Raw genomic sequence first — 26158 nt, 5'->3', positions numbered from 1 at the left:
CCTTTGAAACCCTGACGATCGGCTCAAAGCCGATACGCCTTTTTGGCAAGCGTGTAGGCAAGCTCCGCCGCCAGATCATGCGCTTCCTCCTCGCGCAACCGATGCTCGGCGACGAGCCGCGCCAGGAAGGCGCAGTCGACGCGGCGGGCGATGTCGTGGCGCGCCGGAATCGACGGAAAGGCGCGCGTGTCGTCGTTGAAGCCGACGGTGTTGTAGAAGCCGGCCGTCTCGGCGGTCATCTCGCGGAAGCGGCGCATGCCTTCCGGGCTGTCGTGGAACCACCAGGCCGGCCCGAGTTTCAGCGCCGGATAGACGCCGGCGAGCGGCGCCAGCTCGCGCGCATAGCTGGTCTCGTCCAGCGTGAACAGGATGATCGTGAGGTCGCGCTCCAGCCCGACGCAATCGAGCAGCGGCTTCAGCGCCGTCACATAGTCGGTCCTGGTCGGGATATCGAAACCCTTGTCGCGGCCGAATTTCTGGAAAACGGCCGGCGAATGGTTGCGCCACGATCCGGGATGGATCTGCAGCACCAGGCCATCGTCGCGGCTCATCTTGGCCATTTCGGTCAGCATCTGGGCGCGGAACAGCTTTCGCTCCCGCTCGTCCTTCGAGCCGCGGCGGATGCGGTTGAACAGCTCCTCGGCCCCGGCGCCGGAAAGATTGGCGGTCTCGGCGGTCGGATGGCCGTGGTCCGACGAGGTCGCGCCGAATTCCTTGAAATAGGCGCGGCGCTGACGGTGCGCGTCGAGGTAGCCGGCCCAGTTGCCGGTGTCGCAGCCGGTGATCTCGCCGAGACGGTCGAGATTGGCCAGGAATCCTTCGAAGTCGGGATCGACCACGGCGTCCGGCCGGTAGGCGGTGACGACGCGCCCCTTCCAGCCGCTGTCGCGGATCATCCGATGCCATTTGAGATCGTCGAGCGCGCCTTCGGTCGTGGCGATCACCTCGATGTTGAAGCGCTCGAACAGCGCCCGCGGCCGATAGTCGTCGCGCCGAAGCAGCGCCGCGATCGTATCGTAGTGGCGGTCGGCGGTGCTTGCGCTGAGCGGCTCGTCAATGCCGAACAGATGCTCGAAAACATGGTCGAGCCAGAGCCGTGTCGGCGTGCCGCGGAAGAGATAATAGTGCTCGGCGAAGCGTCGCCAGATCGTTCTGCCGTCAGTCTCGACCGGGGCGCCGTCGAGCGTCGGCACGCCGAGCTCTTCCAGCCCCACGCCCTGGCTGAACAGCATGCGGAAAATGTAATGGTCCGGCACGATCAGCAATTGCGCCGGATCGGGAAACGGCTCGTTGAGCGCATACCAGCGCGGGTCGGTATGACCATGCGGGCTGACGATGGGCAGGTCTTTCACACCGGCATAAAGGGCGCGAGCCAGCGTTCGCGTTTCCGGCGCGAACAGCAGGTCGGGATCGGTCAGTGCAGCCACTCGGCTCCTCCCAGGCTGATATATTGGTAGATCGGCCACAGATAATGTCAACATACAAAAATCATTAAGTTGTATGATGACTTTTGCATAAGGCGCTGGCATTGTACGGGGCAGCGACGGATGCTACGCCGCAGCCGTCCCATTGCTGCCCAGAGAGCGGTTCGACGCGCCGACCGGAGACTTCAAACGCCAATGACCAGCCGTCTTTCGAACGCCACGATCGCGGAGCTGCCGGGCGCAGTCGCCATACCGCGCTACGACCGCGCTGTTGTGACGCCCGGCATCGTCCATCTCGGTGTCGGCGCTTTCCACCGCACTCACCAGGCGGCCTATGTCGATGCTTGCCTGGCGGATGGCGAGACGGGCTGGGGCATCGTCGGCGTGTCGCTGCGCAGTCCCGACACGCGCGATGCGCTGGCGCCGCAGGATGGGCTCTACACGCTGGCGGTGAGGGACAGCGCCGGCGAACAGTTGCAGGTGATCGGCTCGATCCTGTCGCTGCTGGTGGCGCCGGAAGATCCCGGCGCGGTGCTCGCCGCGCTGACCGATCCGCGCATCCGCATCGTCACGCTGACCATCACCGAAAAGGCGTATCTGAGAGCCGCCGACGGCACGCTGGACAAAGCCCATCCCGATATTGTCCACGATCTGGCGAACCCAGGATCGCCGAAGACGGCGCATGGTTTTCTCACCGAGGCGCTCGCGCGCCGTCGCGCTGCCGGCACGCCATCCTTCACCGTGCTCTGCTGCGACAACCTTCCAGCCAACGGCGCGACGCTGCACCGGCTGCTGGTCGAGTTTACCGAGCTGCGCGACTTACGGCTCATCCGCAAGGATGATGCCGCGCTCGCCCGCCAGGGCGATGCCGCCCATGCCGCAGGCGCCCGTCCGTTAGCCGGCCATGTCGCCGACGAAGTGGCCTTCCCGTCGAGCATGGTCGACCGCATCGTGCCGGCGACCACCGATGCCGACCGCGCCCGCATCGCTGGCGAGCTCGGCCTCGAGGATGCCTGGCCGGTGATGACCGAGCCGTTCCGCCAATGGGTGATCGAGGATCGTTTCCCGGCCGGGCGGCCGGCCTGGGAAAAGTTCGGCGTCACCATGGTCGAGGACGTCGGTCCGTTCGAGGATATGAAGCTCAGACTGCTCAACGGCGCCCATTCGGGCACAGCCTATCTCGGCCTGCTCAGCGGCCACGCCACCGTCGATCGCGCTTTTGCCGATCCGGCGATCCGACAATTCGTCGATGCCTTGTGGGCCGAAGCCATCCCGACACTGCCGGGCGACGCCGGGCTCGATACGAGCGCCTATACGGCCGAGCTCGCCGAGCGATTCTCGAACACGGCGCTCGCCCACCGCACGGCGCAAATCGCCAATGACGGCAGCCAGAAGCTGCCGCAGCGCATCGTCGCTTCCGCCCTCGCCCGGCTGGAGGCGGGCCTGCTGCCGGAACATCTGTCGCTCGTTGTCGCGGCCTGGATCGCCGCCTGCGCCGCGCGCGGCGGGACTTTGCCCGAGGGCCACTTCACCGATCCGCTGGATGGCGCCATCACCGACCTGTTCGGCCGCAACCTGCCGACAGCAGAAATGACGACGGCCGTGTTCGACCTCACCGGCTTTGCCAAGGATCATCCGGAGCGGCAGAAATTGATCGAGTTCGTCACCACTCATCTCGTCCGTTTCAAGCAGGGCGGCCCGGCGCTTGCCTTTGCAGCCCTGGGCATCGGCAACAAGAGTGGAACGGCCGAATAGCCTTTTCCGCCAGGCATTCGTCAAACAGCGCGTTGGGACCGCTTCACACTTACTCGCCGGCCGAACCGTTAACGACTTGCCGCGCGGCATAGTCGACCCCGTTCGAATTCCAAAACAGGCGCACCGCCTTGCCGACCAGATTGTCGTAAGGCACCGTGCCCATGGTGAAGCGGCTGTCCGCGGAATTGTCACGGTTGTCACCGAGCATGAAATATTCTCCCGCCGGCACCGTGATTTCCGGCGTGTCGTCGCCGACCGAGCTCACGTCATAGTCGATCACCAGGTAGGAGACGCCTTCCGGCAGCGTCTCCCGCTGCAGCCGGGCCGAGCGTATGTCTTGGGTGGAATATTCGCCGAGGTCCTCGAGCTTGACGGCGACGCGGTTGATGAAGAGCCGGCCGTCGACCATCTGGATCCGGTCTCCCGGCAGGCCGACGATGCGCCTGACGTAGTCGGTGCCGGGGTCGCCGCGCGGCCTGAAAACCACCACGTCTCCCCGCTTCGGCAGGCTGCCGAGGACCCGCCCCTCGATCGGCAGCAAGCCGAAGGGAACGCTGTAGCGGCTATAGCCGTAGATCGATTTGGAGACGAAGAAGTAGTCGCCGACCTGAAGCGTCGGCTCCATGCTGCCGGACGGCATCGAAAAAGGCTGGAACAGGAAAGTGCGGATCGCGAAGGCCGCGCCATAGGAGGTGAGAACGGCCAGAACCAGGACGGACAGGCCGTGCGCGTACCACTTGTCCGGTCTGAAGCGCTGCGCGAAGGGGACGACAATCGCTGCCGACAGAGCCGCCAGGCCGAGCCCCGAAAGGTCGGCGACCCCGGCGAGGTTCGCCCCGGGAAAGACCGGAAATCCGATGTAGCAGACAGCCAAGACAGCCAGGCTAAGCACGATCAGGCACGCGACGGCCAACCAGCCGGCGCCGATCCACAGAAAGCCGCCGAACGGCCCGCCCAACACCGACACGAGCGCCGTCGACCATCTGGATCGTGAGACTGGTTCGCTGGACATCCGGCGCCCTTCTGACAAGTAGGGCGGACTGTCCATCAAACGAAAAAGTGGGGCAAGCCCCGCCATCAGCTGGCCAAAAATCTCTACGTCTTGTCATTGTGCGGATCATCGCTCGCTAGTGCAGCCCTACTGGCCATTTCTCTCGAGCACCCTTCAACCTCGCGTCTAAACCCCGTTTATCGATAAGTTCAATAAAGTCTAGAAGGTTTGCGAGTATTCGATGCAATCTAACCTTTCTAAAATCTTTCCCATCGGTTTCAAAATCAACAATAAAATTGAAAACGATTTCTGCCCAAGACTTAATCGCATTCTCAGTATCACTGTTTACCATTTCAACAAATCGCGCATAGCCAACAATCGCTCTGCCTGCGCCTTTGGAATCGATCATAGATTCTCCGATCGCCCGCAGCTCTTCGCGAAAAACGAGAGTATCCCTCCAAACGCGCCAGTCCTCTGAATTGTTCAGGTGACCATCCGCGAAAGCGCTTCTGATACTGGCTAGGGACCGCTCAACCTTAACTGTATGTTGATTTTCGGATGTCTGATAAAAAGTAAGCTCCTGGCGGTAGAGTTCTAGCCATCCGAGGAAAGCGCAGAACCGATACAAGGTGCTTATTAACTTGTAGCGCTGGAAATAAGGATCCTGATCGCTATTTTTTTCCTGCTTTGCAGGTCTAGAGACATAGACGTTAGACTTGAGAAATACAGTTGGATAGGTATCACAAATTTCGATGATACGAGAGGCAAGTTCTCAAGCAGAGAGTTGAAGAGGATCACGATACTTCTGATATATCTGCTCAAGAGCGCGGCCTTGCTTCCAAAGCTCGAATGAGCGCGAAAAAAAGTAATCTTTTATTACAATTCCAAGAATGGAGCCGATTGTCGACACGAGGGCGCCTACAAAGGCAAAACCCAGCCAAGTCTTCAAATCCAATCCAAACATAGAGAGCCCCCCGATCGCAACCAATGACCGAGGATAACAAGTGGAAGCTAGTAAATCGAGAGTATGTACGCTGGATCTGGTCTGCCGGCGAAAAGAGAGTCGCGACCAGAGGCTCCTCAGGCCGGCAGCAGCGCGCCTTCCAGCGTGGTGAGCTGGCTGAGGAATTGCTCGGCCTTGGCGCGGCTCTCGTCATCCTTGGCGTCGGCGGCGTCTTCCCTGGCCTCCTGGATGCGGCGGGTAATGTCGGCGCGGTCGATGTCGTTCACATGCGTCGCCGACTCGGCAAGCAGCGTGCAACCGGAAGGCAGGATGTCGGCGAAGCCGCCGAATACGACATAGCGCTCTTCCTTGCCGGCAGCGGTCTTCACCGTGACGACGCCGGGCTTGATCGTGGTCATGACCGGCGCGTGCTGCGCCAACACGGTCATCTCGCCTTCGGCGCCCGGGATGACCACGAATTCCACCTGCTCGGAAACGAGCAGCCGCTCCGGCGAGACCAGTTCGAACTTGAAAGCTTCAGCCATGATCAAATTAGCGAGTAGGGAGTAGGGAGTAGTCAGTAGTGGCGGTCCAAACGGACGGAGCCACAAACCTGCTAATCCCTACTCACTACTCACTACTCCCTATTCCCTTGATTACGCCGCTTCAGCCGCGAGGCGCTGCGCCTTCTCGACCGCTTCCTCGATGCCCCCGACCATGTAGAAGGCGGCTTCCGGCAGGTGGTCGTAGTCGCCGGCGCAAAGCCCCTTGAAGCCCTTGATGGTGTCGGCGAGGTCGACCAGCTTGCCCGGCGAACCCGTGAACACTTCGGCGACGAAGAACGGCTGCGACAGGAAGCGCTCGATCTTGCGGGCGCGGGCAACGGTCTGCTTGTCCTCTTCCGACAGCTCGTCCATGCCAAGGATCGCGATGATGTCCTGCAGCGACTTGTAGCGCTGCAGGATCGACTGCACCTGGCGGGCGACCTGGTAGTGCTCCTCGCCGACGACCATCGGGTCGAGCATGCGCGAGGTCGAGTCAAGCGGATCGACGGCCGGGTAGATGCCCTTTTCCGAGATGGCGCGGTTGAGCACGGTGGTGGCGTCGAGGTGGGCGAACGAGGTCGCCGGCGCCGGGTCGGTCAAGTCGTCGGCCGGCACGTAGATGGCCTGCACCGAGGTGATCGAGCCCTTGGTCGTGGTGGTGATGCGCTCCTGCAGGGCGCCCATGTCGGTGGCCAGCGTCGGCTGATAGCCCACGGCCGAAGGAATACGGCCGAGCAGCGCCGACACTTCCGAACCCGCCTGGGTGAAGCGGAAGATGTTGTCGACGAAGAACAGCACGTCCTGGCCCTGGTCGCGGAAATATTCGGCGACGGTGAGGCCGGTGAGGCCGACGCGGGCGCGCGCGCCCGGCGGCTCGTTCATCTGGCCGTAGACGAGCGCTGCCTTCGAGCCCTGGCCGCCGCCCTTCTTGTTGACGCCCGATTCGATGAACTCGTGATAGAGGTCGTTGCCTTCGCGGGTGCGCTCGCCGACGCCGGCGAACACCGAGAAGCCGCCGTGGGCCTTGGCGACGTTGTTGATCAGCTCCTGGATCAGCACGGTCTTGCCGACGCCGGCGCCGCCGAACAGGCCGATCTTGCCGCCGCGGGCGTAAGGCGCGAGCAGGTCGAGAACCTTGATGCCGGTGACCAGGATCTGCGCTTCGGTCGACTGGTCGACATAGGCCGGAGCCGGCTGGTGGATGGCGCGCAGCTCGACGGCGTCGACCGGGCCTGCTTCGTCGACCGGCTCGCCGATGACGTTGATGATGCGGCCGAGCATGCCCGGACCGACCGGAACCGAGATCGGCCCGCCGGTATCGAAGACGTCCTGGCCGCGAACCAGACCTTCGGTCGAGTCCATGGCGATGCAGCGCACGGTGTTCTCGCCGAGATGCTGGGCGACCTCGAGCACCAGGCGGTTGCCGACATTGTCGGTTTCGAGCGCGTTCAGAATGGCCGGCAGATGGTCTTCGAACTGCACGTCGACGACCGCGCCGATGACCTGGCGGACCTTGCCGGCGGCGCCAACCCGCTTCGCCGCAACGCTGGCCGCCTTGGCGGGCGCCGCTGCCTTGGCCGGAGCGGCCGCCTTCTTGGCCGGAGCGGCCTTCGCGGCTGCTGCCGGAGCCTTTGCCGCCTTGGGGGCCGGTGCCGCCTTGGCGGCGGTCTTCGGGGTAGCTGCTTTCGCCATCGTCTTTGCCCTTTTCGTCTATCCGTTGTTCACGCCGTCCGCTGCGAGGTCATCGCCCCCGCGCGGCGCGTGCTTAGAGCGCCTCGGCGCCCGAAATGATTTCGATCAGTTCCTTGGTGATCTGCGCCTGCCGCTGGCGGTTGTAGGTGATCGACAGCCTGTTGATCATGTCGCCGGCGTTGCGCGTCGCATTGTCCATCGCGCTCATCTTGGCGCCCATCTCGCCGGCCGCGTTCTCGAGCAGCGCCCGGAAGATCTGCACGGCGATGTTGCGCGGGATGAGGTCGGAGAGGATTTCGCCCGGCTCCGGCTCGTACTCGTAGACGGCGGTGGCGCCGTTGCTCGTTTCGGCAGCAGTGGAAGCCTGGGCCGCCGGGATGATCTGCTGCGCCGTCGGGATCTGGCTGATCACCGACTTGAACTGCGAATAGAACAGCGTGCAGACGTCGAAGCCGCCCTGGTTGAACAGGTTGATCACCTTGCGCGCGATCGCATCGGCATTGACGAAGCCGAGCGTCTTGACCTCGCGCAGATCGACGCGCTCGAGGATCAGCGAGGCATACTCGCGGCGCAGGATGTCAAAACCCTTCTTGCCGACGCAGATGATCTTGACCTGCTTGCCGTCGGCGAGAAGCCGGCGGATATGGTCGCGGGCAAGGCGCGCGATCTGCGAGTTGAAGCCGCCGCACAGGCCGCGCTCGGCGGTGCAGACGATGAGCAGCTGCACGTCGTCCCTGCCGGTGCCGGTCATCAGCGCCGGGGCGTCGCCGCCGCTCCCGACCGCCTGGGTGATGTTGGCCAGCACCACGCCCATCCGCTCGGAATAGGGTCTGGCGGCTTCCGCCGCTTCCTGCGCGCGACGCAGCTTCGCCGCGGCGACCATCTGCATCGCCTTGGTGATCTTCTGCGTCGCCTTGACCGAGGCGATACGGTTACGAAGGTCTTTTAACGAAGCCATGCTTCAAACCCGATCCCGTCCGGCTTCGTTCAAGCAAAGGTCTTGGCGAAGGCGTCGATTTCCGCCTTCAGCTTGGCGCGCAGATCGTCCGACAGCGCCTTCTCGTTGCGGATGCCGTCGAGCACGTCCTTGCCGGCCGAGCGCATGTGGCTGAGCAGGCCATGCTCGAACTTGCCGACCTGGTTGAGCGCCAGCTTGTCGAGGTAGCCGTTGACGCCGGCGAAGATCACCGCGACCTGCTCTTCCGTCTTGAGCGGCGAGAACTGCGGCTGCTTGAGCAACTCGGTCAGCCGCGAGCCGCGATTGAGCAAGCGCTGCGTCGCGGCGTCGAGGTCGGAGCCGAACTGCGCGAAGGCCGCCATTTCGCGGTACTGGGCGAGCTCGCCCTTGATCGAGCCGGCGACCTGCTTCATCGCCTTGACCTGCGCCGACGAGCCGACCCGCGACACCGACAGACCGACGTTCACCGCCGGGCGGATGCCCTGGAAGAACAGGTTGGTCTCGAGGAAGATCTGGCCGTCGGTGATCGAGATCACGTTGGTCGGGATATAGGCCGACACGTCGTTGGCCTGCGTCTCGATGATCGGCAGCGCGGTCAGCGAGCCATTGCCGTTGTCGTCATTGAGCTTGGCGGCGCGCTCGAGCAGGCGCGAGTGCAGATAGAAGACGTCGCCCGGATAGGCTTCGCGGCCCGGCGGGCGGCGCAGCAGCAGCGACATCTGGCGATAGGCGACGGCCTGCTTCGACAGGTCGTCATAGCTGATCAAGGCATGCATGCCGTTGTCGCGAAAATACTCGCCCATCGTGCAGCCGGCGAACGGCGCCAGGAACTGCATCGGCGCCGGGTCGGACGCGGTGGCGGCGATGATGATGGAGTAGTCGAGCGCGCCGCGCTCCTCCAGCACCTTCACGAACTGCGCGACGGTCGAGCGCTTCTGGCCGACGGCGACGTAGACGCAGTAGAGCTTCTCCTTCTCCGGGCCGTTGTCGTGCACCGACTTCTGGTTCAGCATCGTGTCGAGGATGATGGCGGTCTTGCCGGTCTGGCGGTCGCCGATGACCAGCTCGCGCTGGCCGCGGCCGACCGGGATCAGCGCGTCGATGGCCTTGAGGCCGGTCGACATCGGCTCATGCACCGACTTGCGCGGAATGATGCCGGGCGCCTTGACGTCGACACGCTTGCGTTCGGTCGCCTTGATCGGGCCCTTGCCGTCGATCGGGTTGCCGAGCGCGTCGACGACGCGGCCGAGCAGGCCGGGGCCGACCGGAACGTCGACGATGGCGCCGGTGCGCTTGACGGTGTCGCCTTCCTTGATGTCGCGGTCGTTGCCGAAGATGACGACGCCGACATTGTCGGCTTCGAGGTTCAGCGCCATGCCGCGGATGCCGCCAGGAAATTCGACCATCTCGCCGGCCTGGACATTGTCGAGGCCGTAGACGCGGGCGATGCCGTCACCGACGGACAGAACCTGGCCGACTTCGGAGACCTCGGCCTCCTTGCCGAAATTCTTGATCTGGTCTTTCAGAATTGCGGAAATTTCCGCGGCGCGGATGTCCATCAGCCGACCTCTTTCAGTGCAAGCTTGAGCGAATTGAGTTTGGTTTTGAGCGACGTATCGATCTGGCGCGAGCCCATCTTGACGATCAGGCCGCCGAGCAGCGACGGATCGACGGTCATGGCGATGGCCACGTCCTTGCCGGCGATGCTCTTCAGCGTCGCCTTGAGCTCGGTCTGCTGCGCGGCCGTCAGCGCATGCGCCGAGGTGACTTCGGCGGACGCCTCGCCGCGATGGTCGGCGGCGATCTGGCGGAACGCCTTGATCATGCCGGGCACGGCGAACAGGCGGCGGTTCTTGGCGACGACGCGCAGGAAGTTGCCGACCAGGCCGGTGATCTTGGCTTTGGAGATGATCGCGCCGATCGCCTTGGCCTGGTCCTCGCTGGAGAACACCGGGCTGTTGATCAGCCGGGCAAGGTCGGCGCTGCCGTTGAGCATCGCCTCGAAGTCATTGAGGTCGGCCTCGACCTTGGCGACCGAGTTTTCCTGCAGTGCGAGCTCGAATAGCGAGCCTGCATAGCGTTCTGCGACAGCTGAGATTGGCGAGGACGATTGGGCCACGGACCGTCTTTTCTCTTGTCTGACAGGCCGCAGATTGTTGGCGCGAGCAAAAACTCTGGCTAAATCTTTGACCTTACTGCGATTTTTCCAAGCACGGAGGGATGGCTTCCGCTATCCCCGGCCGAAAGTCGATTGCCGTCTAGCACAGGCCTTTTAAGACCGCAATGCATCGTCCGGCATGGTTTTCAGGCACTTTTGTCGCATCAGGTAGCAAAGGCCAACCCTAAGTGCCCGATTAGTCGCGAATTCACGGCACGAAGCCGAAGGCAAAGGCCAGCGGCAGCGCCGCCAGCGCCAATTCAACCACGATGGAGGCCCAGTTGAAAGGAGTGTTGGCGCCGTCCGACATCATCGACAAAAGCCGGCCGAAAGCAGTGAACAGCCAGGAAAAACCGAGCGCCATGTAAAGCAGCGGCTGCGCCAAGAGGATGCAGCATAGGCTGACGCCGAGATAGAAGCCCGACATGCGGCCGCGCCCCTCGGCGATCGCCGCCGCCTTCTCCGGCTTGGCCTGCAGGCGCAGGATGCGGAAGGCGAGGTTCGGCGCCAGGAACAGGATGAGGCCGATGAGCAAGGTCACGACGGCGCTCGACCATGCCAGCCACTCGCCCTGACTCGCGGGCCACGGAAACGCGAATTCCATCTTGTCCCCTCGTAAATGCTTGTTTGAAATTCGAACATTCTAGCTGAGGAACAGCCGCGCGCCAGATGGCGGCCCGCACATTAGAAATCGCGCATCAGGAAGCACCCAATCAATCGAGCGCGAAGTCGACCGCGGCCTCGGCATGGATGCGCGTGGTGTCGAACACCGGGATGTCGAAATCGCCCTGACCGATCAGCATGGTGATCTCGGTGCAGCCCATGATGACGCTGTCCACCTTCTCGTCGCGCCGCATGCGGCCGACCTCGGCGACATAGGCGGCCTTCGAGTCATCCTTGACGATGCCCTGGCAGAGTTCGTCGTAGATCACCTTATGCACCAAGTCGCGGCCTGCCTGATTCGGCACCACCGGCTGCAAGCCGTATTTGTCGGCGAGCCGCCCCTTGTAGAAATCCTGCTCCATGGTGAAGCGCGTGGCGAGCAGCGCCGGGCGCTTCACGCCCGCTTCGACGACGGCGCGCGCCGTCGCATCCGCGATATGGATCAGCGGGATCGACACCGCCGCCTGCACCTCGTCGGCCAGCTTGTGCATGGTATTGGTGCAGATCACCAGGCCTTGCGCACCGGCTGCCTCCAATCCGCGTGCTGCCTCGACGAGAAGAGCGCCGGCGCCTTCCCAATCGCCCGCATGCTGGCGTTCGGCGATCTCGGAGAAATCGAACGACCACAAGAGCAGCTTCGCCGAATGCAGCCCGCCTAGCCGCTCGCGCACGATCTCGTTGAGCAGCCGGTAATAGATCGCCGTCGATTCCCAGCTCATGCCGCCGAGCAGGCCCAAGGTTTTCATAGTCGAACGCTCCAGCAGACTAGACGATGTCCTTACAGAAAGCTCTGCGGGTCGATGTCGACCTGCACCCGCACCGAGCCGCGCAGTTTTGGCCCATCCGCTAGCATGGCGCGAATGAAACCTTGCATGTCGGCGCGCCGCTCGCCCTGCACCAGCAGGCGGAAACGGTGGCGGCCGCCGATCAGCGACAGCGGCGCCTCGGCCGGGCCGAGCACGAAGAGATCCGAAGCCTGTGGAGCTGCACGCCTCAATCCTCGCGCATGGCCCTCGGCCTCGCCTCGCGTCGCGGCGCTGACGATGATGCCGGCGAGCCGGCCGAAAGGCGGCAGCGCCGCCCGCTCGCGCTCGGCGATCTCGCGCTCATAAAAGGCTTCCGAATCGCCGGAGACGATCGCCCGCATCACCGGATGGTCCGGCTGGTAGGTCTGTAAGAGGCCGAGGCTCTTCTTGCCGGTGCGGCCGGCGCGGCCGGTCACCTGGCTGAGCAGCTGGAAGGTGCGCTCGGCGGCGCGCGGATCGCCATTGGCCAGGCCGAGATCGGCGTCGACGACGCCGACCAGCGTCATGCCGGGGAAATTGTGGCCCTTGGCGACGAGCTGCGTGCCGATGACGATATCGGCCTCGCCATTGGCGACGGCCTCCAATTCCAATCTGAGCCGGCGCACGCCGCCCAGCAGGTCCGACGACAGCACGATGGTGCGCGCCTCAGGGAAATGCGCCACCACCTCCTCGGCGATGCGCTCGACACCCGGCCCGCACGCCACCAGGTGATCAAGCGTGCCGCATTCCGGGCAGGCTTCCGGCCGCCGCTCATTGTGGCCGCAATGATGGCAGACCAGCTGGCCGCGAAAACGGTGCTCGACCAGCCAGGCCGAGCAGACCGGACAGCCGAAGCGATGGCCGCACACCCTGCATAGCGTCAACGGCGCATAGCCGCGCCGGTTGAGAAAGAGCAGCGACTGCTCTTGTCTCTCCAGCGTGCGCTGCATCTGCTCCAAAAGGAGAGGCGACAGGAAGCCGCCGCGCGCCGGCGGGGCGCGCCGCATGTCGATCGACTTCAATTCGGGCAGCGCTGCCTCGGCGAAGCGCGACGACAGCACCGCTCTGGTGTAGCGGCCCTGGCTGGCATTGACCCGGCTTTCCACCGAGGGCGTCGCCGAGGCGAGCACGACCGGGAAAGCGCCGATATGGCTACGCACCACCGCCATGTCGCGGGCATTGTAGAAGACGCGGTCCTCCTGCTTGTAGGCGGGGTCATGCTCCTCGTCGACGACGATCAGGCCGAGCTCCTTGAACGGCAGGAACAGCGCCGAGCGCGCCCCGGCGACGACGCGCACGCCGCCTTCCGCCACCTGCCGCCAGACGCGCTCGCGCATTCTGGGCGGTAAGTCGGAATGCCACTCCGCCGGCTTGGCGCCGAACCGGTCCTGGAAGCGTTCGAGGAAGGCATGAGTGAGCGCGATTTCCGGCAGCAGAATCAGCACCTGCCTGCCCTTGTCGAGCGCCGCCGCCACCGCCTCGAAATAGACCTCGGTCTTGCCCGATCCGGTGACACCGTCGAGCAGCGTGACGTTGAAGGCATCCGCCGCGACAGCGGCGCGCAGCTTCTCGGCTGCCGCTTTCTGGTCCGGCATCAATTCCGGCACGGCATGGCCAGGATCGGGCGCCGCCACCACCGGCCGTGGCGGGATCATCACCGTCTCGAACACGCCCTGTGCTCTCAGCCCGTCGATGACGGTCGAGGAGACGCCCGCCGCATGGGCGAGGCCGGAGCGCGTCCAGGCAAGCCCACCCTCGGCCGTCTCCAGCACCCGCCGCCGCGCGTCGGTCAACCGGTCGGGCTCGGCAAGGGTGCGCTGCAGCCCTTCGATCCACGGCTCCGGATCGAAGGCTTCCGGGGCTCGGAGCAGCATGCGCGCGACCATGCCGGGGGCCGACAGCGTGTATTGCGCGATCCAGTCGACGAAGCGGCGCATCGCCTTGTCGATCGGCGGGCAGTCGAAGACCTCCTCGATCGGCCGCAGCTTCTTCGGATCGACCGATTCGACGACGCCATCCCAGACGATGCCGGCAACCTGGCGGGGACCCAGCGGCACGCGCACGATCGAGCCCGGCACCACGCGCATGCCCGGCGGCACGGCATAGGTGTAGGGCCGTTCGGCCGGCATCGGCACCAGCACCGGCGCGGCCGCGACAAAGGGCGAATCTTCGATCATCAGGCGTGACCTTGCCCCGACTTTGCTCTAGATCAAAGAGCGACCCTCGAACGTGCCGGACCGGCACCAGGAAATCCCCAAGGAGACTGCCATGAAGTTTTTTGTCGACACCGCCGACATCAAGGAGATCAAGGAACTGAACGATTTGGGGCTGCTCGATGGCGTCACCACCAACCCCTCGCTGATCCTGAAATCGGGCGGCAAGATCTCCGAAGTCACCAAGCAGATCTGCGACATCGTCGAAGGCCCGGTCTCGGCCGAAGTCGTGGCCACCGAGTTCAAGGATATGATGGCCGAGGCCGAGGTGCTGGCCAAGATCGCGCCGAATGTCTGCATCAAGGTGCCTCTGACGCTGGATGGATTGAAAGCCTGCAAGACGATCCGCACCGAGATGAGGCGCATGGTCAACGTCACGCTCTGCTTCTCGGCCAACCAGGCGCTGCTTGCCGCCAAGGCTGGCGCCTCCTTCATTTCGCCCTTCGTCGGCCGCATCGACGACACCGGCTCGGACGGCATGGAGCTGATCTCGGAAATCCGCACCATCTACGACAATTACGACTTCAAGACCGAGATCCTGACCGCGTCGGTACGCACAGTGAACCACGTCAAGCAAGCGGCCCTGATCGGCGCCGACGTCGTGACCGCGCCGCCGGCGACGCTGAAGGCGCTGGTCAATCATCCGCTGACCGACAAGGGCCTCGCCGCCTTCCTCGCCGACTGGGCCAAGACCGGCCAGAAGATCGGCTGAGGCGAGACGCCAGATAGCAAAAAGGCCGGGCAACCGGCCTTTTTATTGCGTGGAATATTGAACAGGGCGGCGGCTCAGGCCTTCTTGCCGTGCTTGGCCAAATCCTGGGCGACCGCCAGCCTGAGCAGGTCGGCGAGCTCGCGGGCGGCGCGGTTCTCGGCGTCGATCTGCGCCCGGTAGGCCGCGAATTCCTGACGCGGCCGGTCGAAGGAGGACGGGATCGACCGCTTGCCCACCGCTACCACCGCGCCGGTCGCATCTCGCAGCACATAGTTGGCGGTAAGCGTCACGGTGCCCGCCGTCGGCTCGTCCTCTTCGGTCTGCACCTGGACGATGGCCGCCGATTCGACCAGCTCGCTGACTCCGAGGTCGAGCGTGTAGGCAGGCGAGGCCGGCTCGCCCGAGCCCTGGCCGAAAGCGAAGATCAGATTGTTGCGCACCTGCTGGCCGTAACGGGTGCCGACCGGCTTGATCGAGATCGATGCCAGCTCGGCGGCGGCGCCGACATTGGAACCGGTCGTGAGCGGCTGGCTGGAATAGAGCGGCCGCACCGTGCAGGCCGAGACCAGCGCCAGCGAGGCGACTAGAGCAATTGCAGGAAAAGTGTGAAACGGTTTTCCGTCCGGAATTGCGTCAAAACAAAGAGATAGAGCGGTTCGCCGTTTCCGTGAAACGGTGAACCGCTCTAGGCCGCAGAGAGCCGCGCGGCGCAGCAAACGCGCCGCCTGTGACTTTTCCGGATCAGGCAACGACATTGACGATCCTCTGCGGGACGATGATCACCTTGCGGGGAGCCTTACCATCGAGCGCTTTTTGCACGAAGTCGAGGGCCAGCACCGCTTTTTCGACGGCACCTTGATCCGCGTCGCGGGCAATTGTCAAATCCCCGCGCTTCTTGCCGTTGACCTGCACCGGCAGCACGATCTCGTTGTCGACGACGAGCGCCGGATCGTAGGCCGGCCACGGCCGTTCCGCGACCATCTCGGTGCCGCCCAGCTCCTGCCAGCATTCCTCGGCCAGATGCGGCATCACCGGCGCGATCGCATGCACCAGGATCTCGACGGCCTCGCGGCAGGCGCCTTTCAGCGCCGTGTCGGCCTTGCCCTCGGCGACATCGTTGAGCGGCGCCGTCAGCGCATTGGCAAGCTCGTAGATGCGGGCGATAGCCCGGTTGAAGCCGAGCTTCTCGATATCCTCGCCGATCGCCTTCAGGATCTTGTGCGCGGCCCTGGAGACGGCTCCGGCATCGCCCTCTTTCGCCGCGGCAGGCTTCACACCGTTGAGCTGCTCGGCCGCGATCTGCACCAGGCGCCAGACGCGCTGGACGAAGCGATGTGCGCCGGCGGCACCCTCGTCGGTCCATTCGACGTCGCGCTCCGGCGGCGAGTCCGACAGCATGAACCAGCGCGCGGTATCGGCGCCGTAGCCGTCAGTGATCTCTTCCGGGCTCACCGTGTTCTTCTTCGACTTCGACATTTTCTCGAGCGCGCCGATCGTCGCCCCCTCGCCGGTCGCGATCTCGATGGCGCGGCGCTTGCCGCCGGCATCCTCGATCCTGACCTCGCCCGGCGACAGCCAGCGCCCATTGGTCGACGGACCGCCGATCCGATAGGTCTCGTGCACCACCATGCCTTGCGTGAACAGGCCCTTGAACGGCTCGGCGAGATTGAGATGGCCGGTCTCGCGCATGGCGCGGGTGAAGAAGCGCGAATAGAGCAGATGCAGGATCGCGTGCTCGATGCCGCCGATATACTGGTCGACCGCCAGCCATTCGTCAGCCGCCTTCGGCTCGGTCGGCTCTTTGGCCCAGGGCGCGGTGAAGCGCGCGAAATACCAGGACGAATCGACGAAGGTGTCCATCGTGTCGGTCTCGCGCCGCGCGTCGCGGCCGCATTGCGGGCACTTCACATGCCGCCATGTCGGGTGGCGATCGAGCGGATTGCCAGGGCGGTCGAATTCGATGTCGTCGGGCAGCCTGACCGGCAGGTCGGCCCTCGGCACCGGCACCACGCCGCAAGCCTCGCAATGGATCATCGGGATCGGGCAGCCCCAGTAGCGCTGGCGCGAGATGCCCCAGTCGCGCAGGCGGAAGTTCACCTTGCGCTCCGCCATCGGCCGGCCGCCGATCGTCTTCTTTTCGAGCAGCTTCGCCACTTCGTCGAACGCCCGCTCGGGCTTCATGCCGTCGAGGAAGCGCGAATTGATCATCACGCCGTCGCCGTCATAGGCCTCCTCGATGATCTGGAAGCTTCCTTGATTTTCGCCTTCCGGCATCACCACCGGGATCACCGGCAGGCCGTATTTGTTGGCGAAGTCGAGATCGCGCTGGTCGCCCGACGGGCAGCCGAAGATGGCGCCGGTGCCGTATTCCATCAGCACGAAATTGGCGACATAGACAGGCAGCGTCCAGTTCTCGTCGAATGGGTGGACGACACGGATGCCGGTATCGAAACCCTTCTTCTCGGCCGTCTCAAGCGCGGCGACCGAGGTGCCCATATGGCGGACCTCGTCGATGAACTTGGCCAGCGCCGGATTGCTCTCGGCGGCCCTCCTCGCCAGCGGGTGGTCGGCGGCGACTGCCATGAAGGAGGCGCCGAAGATGGTGTCGGGCCTGGTCGTGTAGACATCCAGCTCATGCTCGCCGTCGACCGGCTTGGCCAGCGGCCAGCGGATCAGCAGCCCTTCCGAGCGGCCGATCCAGTTGTGCTGCATCAGCTTGACCTTTTCCGGCCACTCGTTGAGACCGTTGAGCGACTCCAGCAGATCCTGCGCGAAATCGGTGATCTTGAAGAACCACTGCGTCAGCTCGCGCTGCTCGACCAGCGCGCCCGAGCGCCAGCCGCGGCCGTCGATGACCTGCTCGTTGGCGAGCACCGTCATGTCCTCCGGGTCCCAATTGACCTTGGAGGATTTGCGCGTCACCAAGCCCTTCTCGACGAAGTCGAGGAACAGCATCTGCTGGCGATGGTAGTAGTCGACGTCGCAGGTGGCGAACTCGCGCGCCCAGTCGAGCGACAGGCCCATCATCTTGAGCTGCTCGCGCATGACGGCGATGTTCTCATAGGTCCAGTCCTTGGGATGGACCTTGTTCTGCATCGCCGCGTTCTCGGCCGGCATGCCGAAGGCGTCCCAGCCCATCGGGTGCAGCACGTTGAAACCCTTGGCCCGCTTGTAGCGAGCGACCACGTCGCCCATCGTATAGTTGCGGGTGTGGCCGATATGGATCTTGCCCGACGGATAGGGGAACATCTCGAGCACGTAGTATTTCGGCTTCGGGTCGTCGTTCCGGGCTTCGAACAGCTTCTTTTCGGCCCAGGCCTTCTGCCATTTGGGCTCTGAGGTGCGCGGATTGTATCGTTCGGTTGCCATCGGATGTTTTTCACTTAAAAGCAGGTGCGCGGCGCCGGACAAGGCCGGCAGCCGATAAAATGTCGTCGCGGTGTTCACCATGGATTGCCGGACCCGTCAACTGTGGCGAGCCGGCGTTGCCGCTAAAACTACAGGCAGGATATGGCCATGACGAGTGCCGTCGAACAGCTTCACGCGGTCAAGGCAAGGATCGCAAATGCCGAGCGCGAACCCGGCGCCGTTACGCTGGTGGCGGTGTCGAAGACCTTCGCGGCCGATGATATCCGCCCCGTGATCGAGGCTGGCCAGCGCGTCTTCGGCGAGAACCGCGTGCAGGAAGCGCAAGGTAAATGGCCGGCGCTGAAAGAGGCATTTCCCGACATTGAGCTGCATCTGATCGGACCGCTGCAATCCAACAAGGCGAAGGAAGCTGTGGCGCTTTTCGACGCCATCGAGACGGTCGACCGCGAGAAGATCGCCGGAGAGCTTGCCAAGGAGATCGCCAGGCAAGGCCGGACGCCAAAACTCTATGTCCAGGTCAACACCGGCTCCGAGCCGCAAAAGGCCGGCATCGAGCCGCGCGAGGCGGTCGCCTTCGTCAAGCGCTGCCGCGACGTCCATGGCCTCGCCATCGAAGGGCTGATGTGCATTCCGCCGGCGGACGAAAACCCCGGCCCGCATTTCGCGCTTTTGGAAAAGCTCGCCCGCGAAGCCGGCGTCGCAAAACTCTCGATGGGCATGTCCGGCGATTACGAGACGGCGATCGCCTTTGGTGCGACCAGCGTCAGGGTCGGCTCGGCGATCTTCGGCAGCCGTGACGCTCCTGCCCATTCTTGATATCGAGGCAGTCTTCCCATATATCTAGCCAGGCTAGCTAGCAACAATCCCATGAACTGGCACCTTCAGGACGCCAAGAACAATTTCTCAAAAGTGGTGCAGCGTGCACGCAGTGAGGGGCCGCAGACTGTGACGTTGCGCGGTGAGCGAGCGGCAGTTGTGCTGTCAGCCGAGGATTACGACCGGTTGGCGGGAAAGAAGAAGTCGCTCGCCGAATATCTTCTGACCGGTCCCGGCTGGGACGATGAATTTGCCGAGGAAGTCACCCGTCGTCCGGACACGATGGTCCGGGACATTGACCTCTGATGTACCTGCTCGACACGAACGTTGTTTCGGACGTGCAGAGACGCCTGCCGAAGCCAACAGCTTGGCTGGCTTCGATCGATCCGGCCTCGATCAGTCTCAGTGTCATCACCCTTGGCGAGATCGAGCGAGTGATCGTCAAGCAGCGCAAGGCGGATCCCGAAAGATCAGCTCGGCTGGATGTCTGGCTGCGGGAGTTGCGAAAAGACAACGCCGACCGCATTCTCGCGATTACTGAAGAGATTGCCTTGGTATGGGGTCGCATCACGGCGGGCCGTACGCGCGGCAGCGCCGACACTCTCATCGCGGCAACCGCCCTCGTGCATGACCTTATCCTGGTCACGCGTAATGTCGCAGACTTCGAAGGTCTCGGCGTCACCGTTCTTAATCCTTGGGAAGCCTAACCCACGCTCTGTCCCCCGCTGCGGACCGTCAGCAATCTTTGAGCCAGATGGCCGTCGCGCTTGCGCCAGCGCTTGAAACGAAACGGCCCGTTCCTATTTCCCCTCATGTCATTCAATCCTTCTCCCGGGGAAAATCCCACCATGCGCTACAACCAACTCGGAAATACCGGCCTCTTCGTCTCCGAACTCTGCCTCGGCACCATGACCTTCGGCGCCGCCGGCGAGAACGCTCAATGGGGCCTCATCGCCAGCCTTGACCAAAAGGGCGTCAACGACATCGTCGCTCGCTCGATCGCCGCAGGGATCAATTTCTTCGACACCGCCGACGTCTATTCCTTCGGCCAGTCGGAGCGGCTGCTCGGCCAGTCGCTCAAAGACCTTGGCGTCAAGCGCTCGGACGTCATCATCGCCACCAAGGTGCATGGCGTCATGGGCGAGGGCCCCAACCAGCGCGGCTCCTCGCGCGGCCACATCATGGATTCGATCGACGGCAGCCTGGAGCGGCTGCAGACCGATCATATCGATCTTTATCAGTTGCACGGCACCGATACGGTGACGCCGATCGACGAGACGCTGCGGGCGCTCGACGACCTCGTCGCCAGCGGCAAGGTGCGTTACGTCGGCGTCTCCAACTGGCAGGCCTGGCGCATCGCCAAGGCCCTGGGCATCGCCGAGCGCAAGGACTATGCCCGGTTCGAGACGGTGCAGTCCTATTACTCGATCGCCGGCCGCGATCTCGAACGCGAGATCGTGCCTTTGATCAACGAGGAAAAGCTCGGCCTGATGGTCTGGTCGCCGATGGCCGGCGGACTGCTCTCGGGCAAATACGGCCCCGGCGCCCCGGGCAATGGCGAGGGCCGCCGCGCCAGCTTCAACTTCCCGCCGGTCGACGAGGACCGCGCCTGGGCGGCGGTCGCCGTCATGCGCGAGATCGCCAGGAAGCACGACGTCGGCGTCGCCACGGTGGCGCTGGGCTATGTGCTGGCCAAGCCCTTCGTGATGAGCGTCATCATCGGCGCCAGCCGCATGGACCAGCTCGAGCAGAACCTCGCCGCCACCGGACTGAAGCTCGATGCCGGCGATCTCGCCAAGCTCGACGAGGTGAGCGCGCTGCCCTCCGAATACCCCGGCTGGATGCTGGAGCGGCAAGGCGCCGGCCGGCGCCCGGCGCCTTTCGTGCCGAAGGCGTAGTCCCGCTCATCGACTTGGCCGAGCAGCCGCGCGTCTTCGGGCGTGCGGCTGCTCGAGCCCGCGCCCACGAATGCCTGCGACGTTTCCGACTTCGATTGCCACGGGGTGAAGACGCTCAAATCCAGGGGAAGTCACATTTGCGCGCGGACTATTGCCTCATTCGGCGATGTCAGCAGATTGAAAGTGACCTTCGTCAGCTGCTCGGCTTTGATCCATAGCTTCTCGGCAACCCGCAAGTCCGTTGCGGCGGCAGGAACTTTGGCAGGTGCCGGGTAGCCTTTGCGTTCCTTTGTTCCATCCGGCCCATAGTAGCCGCCGGGCTTGGCACTGGGCGATGCGGCGGCGAACAATTCCGGCAGCGCTCCTTGCGCCGCGCTCTGACCGAGAAGCGGCGTGAGGAGCGGACCGACAAGCTTATAAATCCCGGTCATGTTCGATTGCAGGTTGGTGGTTGCGATGCCGGGATGAGCCGCGATACTCGCGATCGGCGACCCTGTCGCGTCCAGCCGCCTTTGCAATTCGAGGCTGAATATCAGATCCGCGAGCTTTGACTGGGCATAAGTGCCATATAACGGAACGTACTTACGCTCGGACTGAAGGTTGTCGAACTCAATTCGACCATGGTGTGCGGCTTCGCTCGCCAAGGTGACAATCCGGCTGCCCGCCAACGGTTTGAGGTGCGGGAAAATCAGCGCCGTCAGAGCGAATGGGCCGAGGAAGTTGGTGGCGAACTGGCGTTCAAAACCGTCCACGGTCAGTTCTCGCTTCGGCAATGCCATCACCCCGGCATTGTTGATCAGAACGTCTATGGACGGTCCGGGAAAGCGTTGAACGATAAATTTCGCGAAAGCCTGAACGCTTTCCTGAGAGGCAAGATCAAGCAAAGCGGGAACGAGCTTGGCTCCAGGCGCTTCTGCCTTGATGCGGCGTATGGCATCCAGCGCCTTGTCCTCGCTCCGCGCCGGCAGCACGACCTCGGCACCCCGCCTAGCCAATTCAAGCGCGGCGTGGAAACCGATGCCTGAGTTTGCTCCGGTGATGAGGATACGGCGACCTACCTGGGACGGAATGTCGTTGGCTGTCCATCTCATGTTTTAACTCCTTCAAATTTTTTGAGTGGGCAATCACTCAATTTTGGAACAAGATCATAGTCATTGATTTGCGATCGCGTGCCACAGGGCTCCGAAGCCCACGCGCTTGTATTCCCCGAGCCGATCCGGCTCTCGCGCTATGAAGCCCAGGGTCATCTCTCCCAACGCTTCGAATGTTGCGCCAATGAATTCAGACGGTTGAGCCCTTAAGGCACCGGTCTTGATGTCTTGCAACATCGCCACACCGATCTCGCGCGTCGGAAGCGATGCCCTTTTTCTGCTTTCGGCCGTGATGCGATCCGACACATTCAACTGCTGGAGCGCCTTCCGTTTGTCTGGGAAGCCCGCACCCCACTCGATATACGCATCCCATACGAGCGCCCACCGGCCGGCGAAATCGTCGGCACGCTGAAAGCCTTCGACCATGGCCGTTCCCAATTCCTGTTTCAGTGAGACAAAGAGCTCATTCAGGAGGACGTCCTTGTTCTCGAAGTAGGAGAAGATTGTGCCTTCAGCGACTTTGGCATCGGCTGCAATCCTAGCGGTCCGCGCGCTTAGGCCATGCGCCGCGACATTCCTCGCCGCCGCCGCGAGTATCGCATCCCGCTTTTCTTCGCTTATAGGGCGGGCCAAAAGGCGCCTCCAATGATTGAGTGCCCACTCATTTATTGCAGCTTCCGTTCCGTTTCAAGAGGCGAGGGCTGCTGTTCCTGCGAGCGAGTGGCTTTCCCCTAAAGACGCACCGTCTCCGCGAGAAAATCGAGAAAAGCCCGCACCCTGGCCGGCAGATGCTTGCCCTGGCCGACATAGACCGCGTGCGTCGGTTCCTCGTCGCCGGGATTGAACTCCTCCAGCAGCGGCACGAATCCTCCGGCGTCGATATCCGGCTGAACATGCCAGCGCGCCAGCCGGGCGATGCCGGCTCCCGCCAGCGCCGTCCGCCGCATCGCCTCTCCGTCGGTCAGCGTCATGTTTCCGACGATCGGAAGGATGATCGATTTGCCTGCTGCATCGACGAAAGGCCATCCTTCAATATGCCTGGCGAAGCCGAAGGCCAGCATATTGTGACGTCCGAAGTCGGACAGTGTGTGCGGCGTGCCGCGAGCTTCGAGGTAGGAAGGTGCGGCCACCAGCACCATCCGGCTCTGGCCGAGCTTGCGCGCCACCAGCCGCGATTCGCGCAGCGGCCCGGCGCGTATGGCAACGTCGGCCCGCTCCTCCAGAAGGTCGATGACATTGTCGGTCAGCACCGCCTCGACGCTAATCTCCGGGTAGCGTTCCAGAAAGCGCGGCAGTAATTCCATCAGCCGGTGCTGGCCGAAGGGCACATAGCTGTTGACCCTGAGCCTGCCGCGGGGTGCCGCGCCCGCCGCCGCTTCGCGCTCGGCCGCGTCGAGGTCGGCGAGGATGCGGATGCCGCTGTCGTGGAAAGCGACGCCTTCCGGCGTCAATTGCAGCCGGCGCGTAGAACGGCTGACGAGGCGCGCGCCGAGCCGCGCCTCCAAGCGCGCGATCAGCTTGCTCACCGCCGACGGCGTCATGCGCAGCGCCCGCGCCGCGGCAGAAAAACTGCCGGCCTCGACCACGCGGACGAACACCTCGATCTCGCCGGAACGATTGATTTCGGGTCTCGCCATTCGTGAATCTATTTCACAGAAAATATGCCCTTTGCAAGGCTGGTTCACAGCTTGGCGGATAACGATCTACCCGGTCGGGCGCGGGGACTGCGTCCGCTCAGATCAATTGGACCACCGCCATGCCCCTTGCTCTCTACGCTCTCACCGCCGGCGCCTTCGGCATCGGCGTCACCGAATTCGTCATCATGGGCCTGCTGCTCGATGTCAGCGCCGATCTCGGCGTCTCGATCTCGGCCGCGGGCCTGCTCATTTCCGGCTATGCGCTGGGCGTCGTCGTCGGCGCGCCGCTGCTAGGCGCGCTCACCGGCCGCCTGGCGAAGAAGACGCTGCTGCTTGCCCTGATGGTGGTCTTCACCGTCGGCAACCTCGCCTGTGCGCTGGCGCCCGGCTACTGGACGCTGATGGCGGCGCGCGTGTTGACGGCCTTCGCCCATGCCTCCTTCTTCGGCGTCGGCTCGGTCGTTGCCACCAGTCTCGTGGCGCCGAACAGGAAGGCTTCGGCCATCGCGCTGATGTTCACCGGCCTCACCGTCGCCAACATCCTCGGCGTGCCGTTCGGCACCTGGCTCGGCCAGGCCTATGGCTGGCGCTCCACCTTCCTGGCCGTCACGCTGGTCGGTGTCGTCGCCTTCGCCGTGATCGCGCTGCTGGTGCCGCGCGACGAGCCGGCCGCGGCCGGCGAGGATGAGAGCTCCGAAGGCGCGCTTGCCGTACTTGGCCGCCGGCCGGTACTGCTCGGCCTGCTGACCACGGTGCTGAGCTGGGTCGGCGTCTTTGCCGCCTTCACCTATCTGGCGCCGATCCTGACCCGCATCAGCGGCTTTTCCGAAGCCGCCGTGTCGCCAATCCTGCTCGTCTTCGGCGGCGGGCTGGTGGCCGGCAATCTGCTCGGAGGACGCCTCGCCGACCGGCATCTTGTGCCGACGGTCGTCGCTACGCTGGTCGCGTTGTCGGCCGTGCTGTTCGTCATGACCGCGGCGATCCATCAGCCGATCGCGGCAATCATTGCCGTCGGCCTGTTGGGCGCGGCTGCCTTCGCCACCGTCGCGCCGCTGCAGATGTGGGTGCTGGAGAAGGCGAAGGGCGCCGGCCAGGGCCTCGCTTCGTCCTTCAACATCGCCGCCTTCAATCTGGGCAACGCGATCGGCGCCTGGCTCGGCGGCTTCGTCATCGATCACGGACCGGGCCTCGGCGCCGTCACGCCTGTCGCCGGCCTGGTGCCGCTCGCCGCGCTTGCCGTGGTGCTGTTGGCGCAGCGCCTCGAGCGCCGCGCGGTCGGCGCTCCGGCGCTGGCCCGGTGCTGAGCGTCTACGTCCGTTCCGACACGCCAATCCCGACATTACAAGGAGAAAAATCATGGAGTATCGACGTCTTGGCGCCGCTGGCTTGGAAGTGCCGGCGCTTTCCTTCGGCGCCGGAACCTTCGGCGGCTCGGGCCCGCTGTTCGGCGCCTGGGGCAACAGCGACGCCAAGGAGGCGCGCCGGCTGGTCGACATCTGCCTGGAGGCGGGCGTCAATCTCTTCGACACGGCCGACGTCTATTCGAACGGCGCCTCGGAGGAGGTGCTTGGCGAGGCGATCAAGGGCCGCCGCGACGCGGTGCTGATCTCGACCAAGACGTCGCTGCCTATGGGTGACGGACCGGCCGACTACGGCTCGTCGCGCTCGAGGCTGATCCGGTCCGTCGATGCGGCGCTGAAACGCCTCGGCACCGACTATATCGACCTCTTGCAGCTCCACGCCTTCGACGCCGCGACGCCGATCGAGGAGGTGCTGTCGACGCTGGACCAGCTCGTCCGCTCCGGCAAGCTGCGCTATGTCGGCGTTTCCAACTTCTCCGGCTGGCAGGTGATGAAGTCGCTCGGCCTGGCGGACAAGCATGGCTACCCGCGCTATGTCGCGCATCAGGTCTATTACTCGCTGGTCGGCCGCGACTATGAGTGGGAGTTGATGCCGCTAGGCCTCGACCAGGGCGTCGGCGCCCTGGTGTGGAGCCCGCTTGGCTGGGGCCGGCTGACCGGCAAGATCCGCCGCGGCCAACCGCTGCCGGAAAAGAGCCGGCTGCACGACACGGCAAGCTTCGGTCCGCCGGTGGAGGACGAGCTTCTTTATCGGGTTGTCGATGCTCTGGAGGCCGTCGCCGCCGAAACCGGCAAGACCGTGCCGCAGGTCGCCATCAACTGGCTCCTGCAACGGCCGACCGTGTCGTCGGTGATCATCGGCGCGCGCAACGAGGAGCAACTGCGCCAGAACCTCGGCGCGGTAGGCTGGGCATTGACGCCGGAGCAGATGAAGACGCTCGATGAAGCAAGCGCGGTAACCGCGCCCTATCCGTACTTCCCCTATCGGCGACAGGAAGGTTTCGCCCGGTTGAACCCGCCGGCGGTGTAAGCACCGGCGTTGAAGCTGCCAATCTCCCCCCTTGCGGGGGAGATGGCCGGCAGGCCAGAGGGGGTCGCCGCGCGTAGGGCGCCAACGCCCTCCACGACGAGAGACGACGTTGGCGCT

Annotated in this window: 24 protein-coding genes; 8 read left to right on the top strand and 16 right to left on the bottom strand. The window is 64.1% G+C overall.

Features of this window, described 5'->3' with window-relative positions:
* Positions 1-23 precede the first annotated feature (23 nt).
* Positions 24-1427 (bottom strand): glucuronate isomerase, encoded by a 1404-nt coding sequence (gene uxaC / locus AC4FWB_RS26520; protein ID WP_491029195.1) that lies wholly within the window; start codon positions 1425-1427, stop codon positions 24-26.
* 192 nt (positions 1428-1619) lie between these two features.
* On the opposite strand from uxaC, the gene AC4FWB_RS26515 reads away from it, so the two are divergent.
* Positions 1620-3179, top strand: coding sequence for a mannitol dehydrogenase family protein (locus tag AC4FWB_RS26515; protein ID WP_491029194.1), 1560 nt, complete (start codon positions 1620-1622; stop codon positions 3177-3179).
* A 49-nt stretch (positions 3180-3228) separates the two neighbouring features.
* On the opposite strand, the gene lepB is transcribed toward AC4FWB_RS26515, so the two are convergent.
* The 10 genes from lepB to AC4FWB_RS26465 form a co-directional block, all read right to left on the bottom strand.
* A complete protein-coding gene (gene lepB, locus AC4FWB_RS26510) occupies positions 3229-4191 on the bottom strand; it encodes a signal peptidase I (RefSeq protein WP_491029193.1) in 963 nt (320 codons plus the stop codon).
* 115 nt (positions 4192-4306) lie between these two features.
* Complete coding sequence (locus AC4FWB_RS26505) at positions 4307-4579, bottom strand: hypothetical protein (RefSeq protein WP_491029192.1); 273 nt, start codon at positions 4577-4579, stop codon at positions 4307-4309.
* Between the two features lie 671 nt (positions 4580-5250).
* Complete coding sequence (locus AC4FWB_RS26500) at positions 5251-5658, bottom strand: F0F1 ATP synthase subunit epsilon (protein ID WP_491029191.1); 408 nt, start codon at positions 5656-5658, stop codon at positions 5251-5253.
* A 111-nt stretch (positions 5659-5769) separates the two neighbouring features.
* Positions 5770-7350, bottom strand: a complete 1581-nt coding sequence (atpD, locus tag AC4FWB_RS26495; RefSeq protein ID WP_491029190.1) for a F0F1 ATP synthase subunit beta — start codon at positions 7348-7350, stop codon at positions 5770-5772.
* Positions 7351-7423: 73 nt separating this feature from the next.
* Positions 7424-8308: a F0F1 ATP synthase subunit gamma gene (locus AC4FWB_RS26490; protein ID WP_491029189.1), complete on the bottom strand. Its 885-nt coding sequence runs from the start codon at positions 8306-8308 to the stop codon at positions 7424-7426.
* A gap of 29 nt (positions 8309-8337) precedes the next feature.
* Positions 8338-9867, bottom strand: coding sequence for a F0F1 ATP synthase subunit alpha (gene atpA, locus AC4FWB_RS26485; RefSeq protein WP_292324576.1), 1530 nt, complete (start codon positions 9865-9867; stop codon positions 8338-8340).
* Positions 9867-10427, bottom strand: coding sequence for a F0F1 ATP synthase subunit delta (locus AC4FWB_RS26480; protein WP_491029188.1), 561 nt, complete (start codon positions 10425-10427; stop codon positions 9867-9869). Before AC4FWB_RS26480 ends, atpA begins: the two co-directional genes overlap by 1 nt.
* A gap of 247 nt (positions 10428-10674) precedes the next feature.
* On the bottom strand, positions 10675-11070 hold the full coding sequence (locus tag AC4FWB_RS26475) for an AGROH133_08824 family phage infection protein (RefSeq protein ID WP_491029187.1): 396 nt from the start codon (positions 11068-11070) through the stop codon (positions 10675-10677).
* Between the two features lie 109 nt (positions 11071-11179).
* Entirely contained in the window at positions 11180-11875 is a 696-nt protein-coding gene (locus tag AC4FWB_RS26470; protein WP_491029186.1) for an aspartate/glutamate racemase family protein, read from the bottom strand.
* Between the two features lie 32 nt (positions 11876-11907).
* Positions 11908-14091: a primosomal protein N' gene (locus AC4FWB_RS26465; RefSeq protein ID WP_491029185.1), complete on the bottom strand. Its 2184-nt coding sequence runs from the start codon at positions 14089-14091 to the stop codon at positions 11908-11910.
* Positions 14092-14182: 91 nt separating this feature from the next.
* On the opposite strand from AC4FWB_RS26465, the gene fsa reads away from it, so the two are divergent.
* Entirely contained in the window at positions 14183-14839 is a 657-nt protein-coding gene (gene fsa / locus AC4FWB_RS26460; protein ID WP_491029184.1) for a fructose-6-phosphate aldolase, read from the top strand.
* Positions 14840-14913: 74 nt separating this feature from the next.
* Here the strand turns inward: fsa and lptE are convergent, their stop codons facing one another.
* Together lptE and leuS are read right to left on the bottom strand one after the other, a co-directional pair.
* Entirely contained in the window at positions 14914-15468 is a 555-nt protein-coding gene (gene lptE / locus AC4FWB_RS26455) for an LPS assembly lipoprotein LptE (protein ID WP_491029250.1), read from the bottom strand.
* 112 nt (positions 15469-15580) lie between these two features.
* Positions 15581-18208: a leucine--tRNA ligase gene (leuS, locus tag AC4FWB_RS26450; RefSeq protein WP_491029183.1), complete on the bottom strand. Its 2628-nt coding sequence runs from the start codon at positions 18206-18208 to the stop codon at positions 15581-15583.
* 147 nt (positions 18209-18355) lie between these two features.
* Here leuS and AC4FWB_RS26445 point away from each other — a divergent pair, with 147 nt between their 5' ends.
* The 4 genes from AC4FWB_RS26445 (at position 18356) to AC4FWB_RS26430 (ending at position 20922) form a co-directional block, all read left to right on the top strand.
* The gene (locus AC4FWB_RS26445) at positions 18356-19024 is read left to right on the top strand and encodes a YggS family pyridoxal phosphate-dependent enzyme (RefSeq protein WP_491029182.1); all 669 of its coding nucleotides are present in this window, start codon (positions 18356-18358) and stop codon (positions 19022-19024) included.
* 51 nt (positions 19025-19075) lie between these two features.
* A complete protein-coding gene (locus AC4FWB_RS26440) occupies positions 19076-19330 on the top strand; it encodes a type II toxin-antitoxin system Phd/YefM family antitoxin (RefSeq protein WP_491029181.1) in 255 nt (84 codons plus the stop codon).
* Positions 19330-19731 carry a type II toxin-antitoxin system VapC family toxin gene (locus tag AC4FWB_RS26435; RefSeq protein ID WP_491029180.1) on the top strand — a complete coding sequence of 134 codons (402 nt, stop codon included), beginning with the start codon at positions 19330-19332 and terminating at the stop codon, positions 19729-19731. Before AC4FWB_RS26440 ends, AC4FWB_RS26435 begins: the two co-directional genes overlap by 1 nt.
* A gap of 141 nt (positions 19732-19872) precedes the next feature.
* Positions 19873-20922, top strand: a complete 1050-nt coding sequence (locus tag AC4FWB_RS26430) for an aldo/keto reductase (protein WP_491029179.1) — start codon at positions 19873-19875, stop codon at positions 20920-20922.
* Between the two features lie 131 nt (positions 20923-21053).
* Here the strand turns inward: AC4FWB_RS26430 and AC4FWB_RS26425 are convergent, their stop codons facing one another.
* From AC4FWB_RS26425 to AC4FWB_RS26415, 3 genes are all read right to left on the bottom strand, one after another.
* The gene (locus AC4FWB_RS26425) at positions 21054-22013 is read right to left on the bottom strand and encodes an oxidoreductase (RefSeq protein WP_491029178.1); all 960 of its coding nucleotides are present in this window, start codon (positions 22011-22013) and stop codon (positions 21054-21056) included.
* A 60-nt stretch (positions 22014-22073) separates the two neighbouring features.
* Positions 22074-22646 (bottom strand): TetR/AcrR family transcriptional regulator, encoded by a 573-nt coding sequence (locus AC4FWB_RS26420; RefSeq protein ID WP_491029177.1) that lies wholly within the window; start codon positions 22644-22646, stop codon positions 22074-22076.
* A gap of 98 nt (positions 22647-22744) precedes the next feature.
* Positions 22745-23650, bottom strand: a complete 906-nt coding sequence (locus AC4FWB_RS26415) for a LysR family transcriptional regulator (protein ID WP_491029176.1) — start codon at positions 23648-23650, stop codon at positions 22745-22747.
* A 119-nt stretch (positions 23651-23769) separates the two neighbouring features.
* On the opposite strand from AC4FWB_RS26415, the gene AC4FWB_RS26410 reads away from it, so the two are divergent.
* Together AC4FWB_RS26410 and AC4FWB_RS26405 are read left to right on the top strand one after the other, a co-directional pair.
* Entirely contained in the window at positions 23770-24954 is a 1185-nt protein-coding gene (locus tag AC4FWB_RS26410; RefSeq protein WP_491029175.1) for an MFS transporter, read from the top strand.
* 52 nt (positions 24955-25006) lie between these two features.
* Complete coding sequence (locus tag AC4FWB_RS26405; protein ID WP_491029174.1) at positions 25007-26041, top strand: aldo/keto reductase; 1035 nt, start codon at positions 25007-25009, stop codon at positions 26039-26041.
* The last annotated feature ends 117 nt before the right edge of the window (positions 26042-26158 follow it).

The sequence above is a fragment of the Mesorhizobium sp. LEGMi-168a genome (genome assembly GCF_058312955.1).
This window is presented reverse-complemented; position numbering and strand designations above follow the sequence as displayed.

What these genes read in the sequence shown, in the direction of transcription:
- AC4FWB_RS26515 (WP_491029194.1), top strand. Translation starts at nt 1,620, where the DNA reads ATGACCAGCCGTCTTTCGAACGCCACGATCGCGGAGCTGCCGGGCGCA.
- lepB (WP_491029193.1), bottom strand. Translation starts at nt 4,191, where the DNA reads ATGTCCAGCGAACCAGTCTCACGATCCAGATGGTCGACGGCGCTCGTG.
- AC4FWB_RS26505 (WP_491029192.1), bottom strand. Translation starts at nt 4,579, where the DNA reads ATGATCGATTCCAAAGGCGCAGGCAGAGCGATTGTTGGCTATGCGCGA.
- AC4FWB_RS26500 (WP_491029191.1), bottom strand. Translation starts at nt 5,658, where the DNA reads ATGGCTGAAGCTTTCAAGTTCGAACTGGTCTCGCCGGAGCGGCTGCTC.
- atpD (WP_491029190.1), bottom strand. Translation starts at nt 7,350, where the DNA reads ATGGCGAAAGCAGCTACCCCGAAGACCGCCGCCAAGGCGGCACCGGCC.
- AC4FWB_RS26490 (WP_491029189.1), bottom strand. Translation starts at nt 8,308, where the DNA reads ATGGCTTCGTTAAAAGACCTTCGTAACCGTATCGCCTCGGTCAAGGCG.
- atpA (WP_292324576.1), bottom strand. Translation starts at nt 9,867, where the DNA reads ATGGACATCCGCGCCGCGGAAATTTCCGCAATTCTGAAAGACCAGATC.
- AC4FWB_RS26475 (WP_491029187.1), bottom strand. Translation starts at nt 11,070, where the DNA reads ATGGAATTCGCGTTTCCGTGGCCCGCGAGTCAGGGCGAGTGGCTGGCA.
- AC4FWB_RS26470 (WP_491029186.1), bottom strand. Translation starts at nt 11,875, where the DNA reads ATGAAAACCTTGGGCCTGCTCGGCGGCATGAGCTGGGAATCGACGGCG.
- AC4FWB_RS26465 (WP_491029185.1), bottom strand. Translation starts at nt 14,091, where the DNA reads ATGATCGAAGATTCGCCCTTTGTCGCGGCCGCGCCGGTGCTGGTGCCG.
- fsa (WP_491029184.1), top strand. Translation starts at nt 14,183, where the DNA reads ATGAAGTTTTTTGTCGACACCGCCGACATCAAGGAGATCAAGGAACTG.
- leuS (WP_491029183.1), bottom strand. Translation starts at nt 18,208, where the DNA reads ATGGCAACCGAACGATACAATCCGCGCACCTCAGAGCCCAAATGGCAG.
- AC4FWB_RS26445 (WP_491029182.1), top strand. Translation starts at nt 18,356, where the DNA reads ATGACGAGTGCCGTCGAACAGCTTCACGCGGTCAAGGCAAGGATCGCA.
- AC4FWB_RS26440 (WP_491029181.1), top strand. Translation starts at nt 19,076, where the DNA reads ATGAACTGGCACCTTCAGGACGCCAAGAACAATTTCTCAAAAGTGGTG.
- AC4FWB_RS26435 (WP_491029180.1), top strand. Translation starts at nt 19,330, where the DNA reads ATGTACCTGCTCGACACGAACGTTGTTTCGGACGTGCAGAGACGCCTG.
- AC4FWB_RS26430 (WP_491029179.1), top strand. Translation starts at nt 19,873, where the DNA reads ATGCGCTACAACCAACTCGGAAATACCGGCCTCTTCGTCTCCGAACTC.
- AC4FWB_RS26425 (WP_491029178.1), bottom strand. Translation starts at nt 22,013, where the DNA reads ATGAGATGGACAGCCAACGACATTCCGTCCCAGGTAGGTCGCCGTATC.
- AC4FWB_RS26415 (WP_491029176.1), bottom strand. Translation starts at nt 23,650, where the DNA reads ATGGCGAGACCCGAAATCAATCGTTCCGGCGAGATCGAGGTGTTCGTC.
- AC4FWB_RS26410 (WP_491029175.1), top strand. Translation starts at nt 23,770, where the DNA reads ATGCCCCTTGCTCTCTACGCTCTCACCGCCGGCGCCTTCGGCATCGGC.
- AC4FWB_RS26405 (WP_491029174.1), top strand. Translation starts at nt 25,007, where the DNA reads ATGGAGTATCGACGTCTTGGCGCCGCTGGCTTGGAAGTGCCGGCGCTT.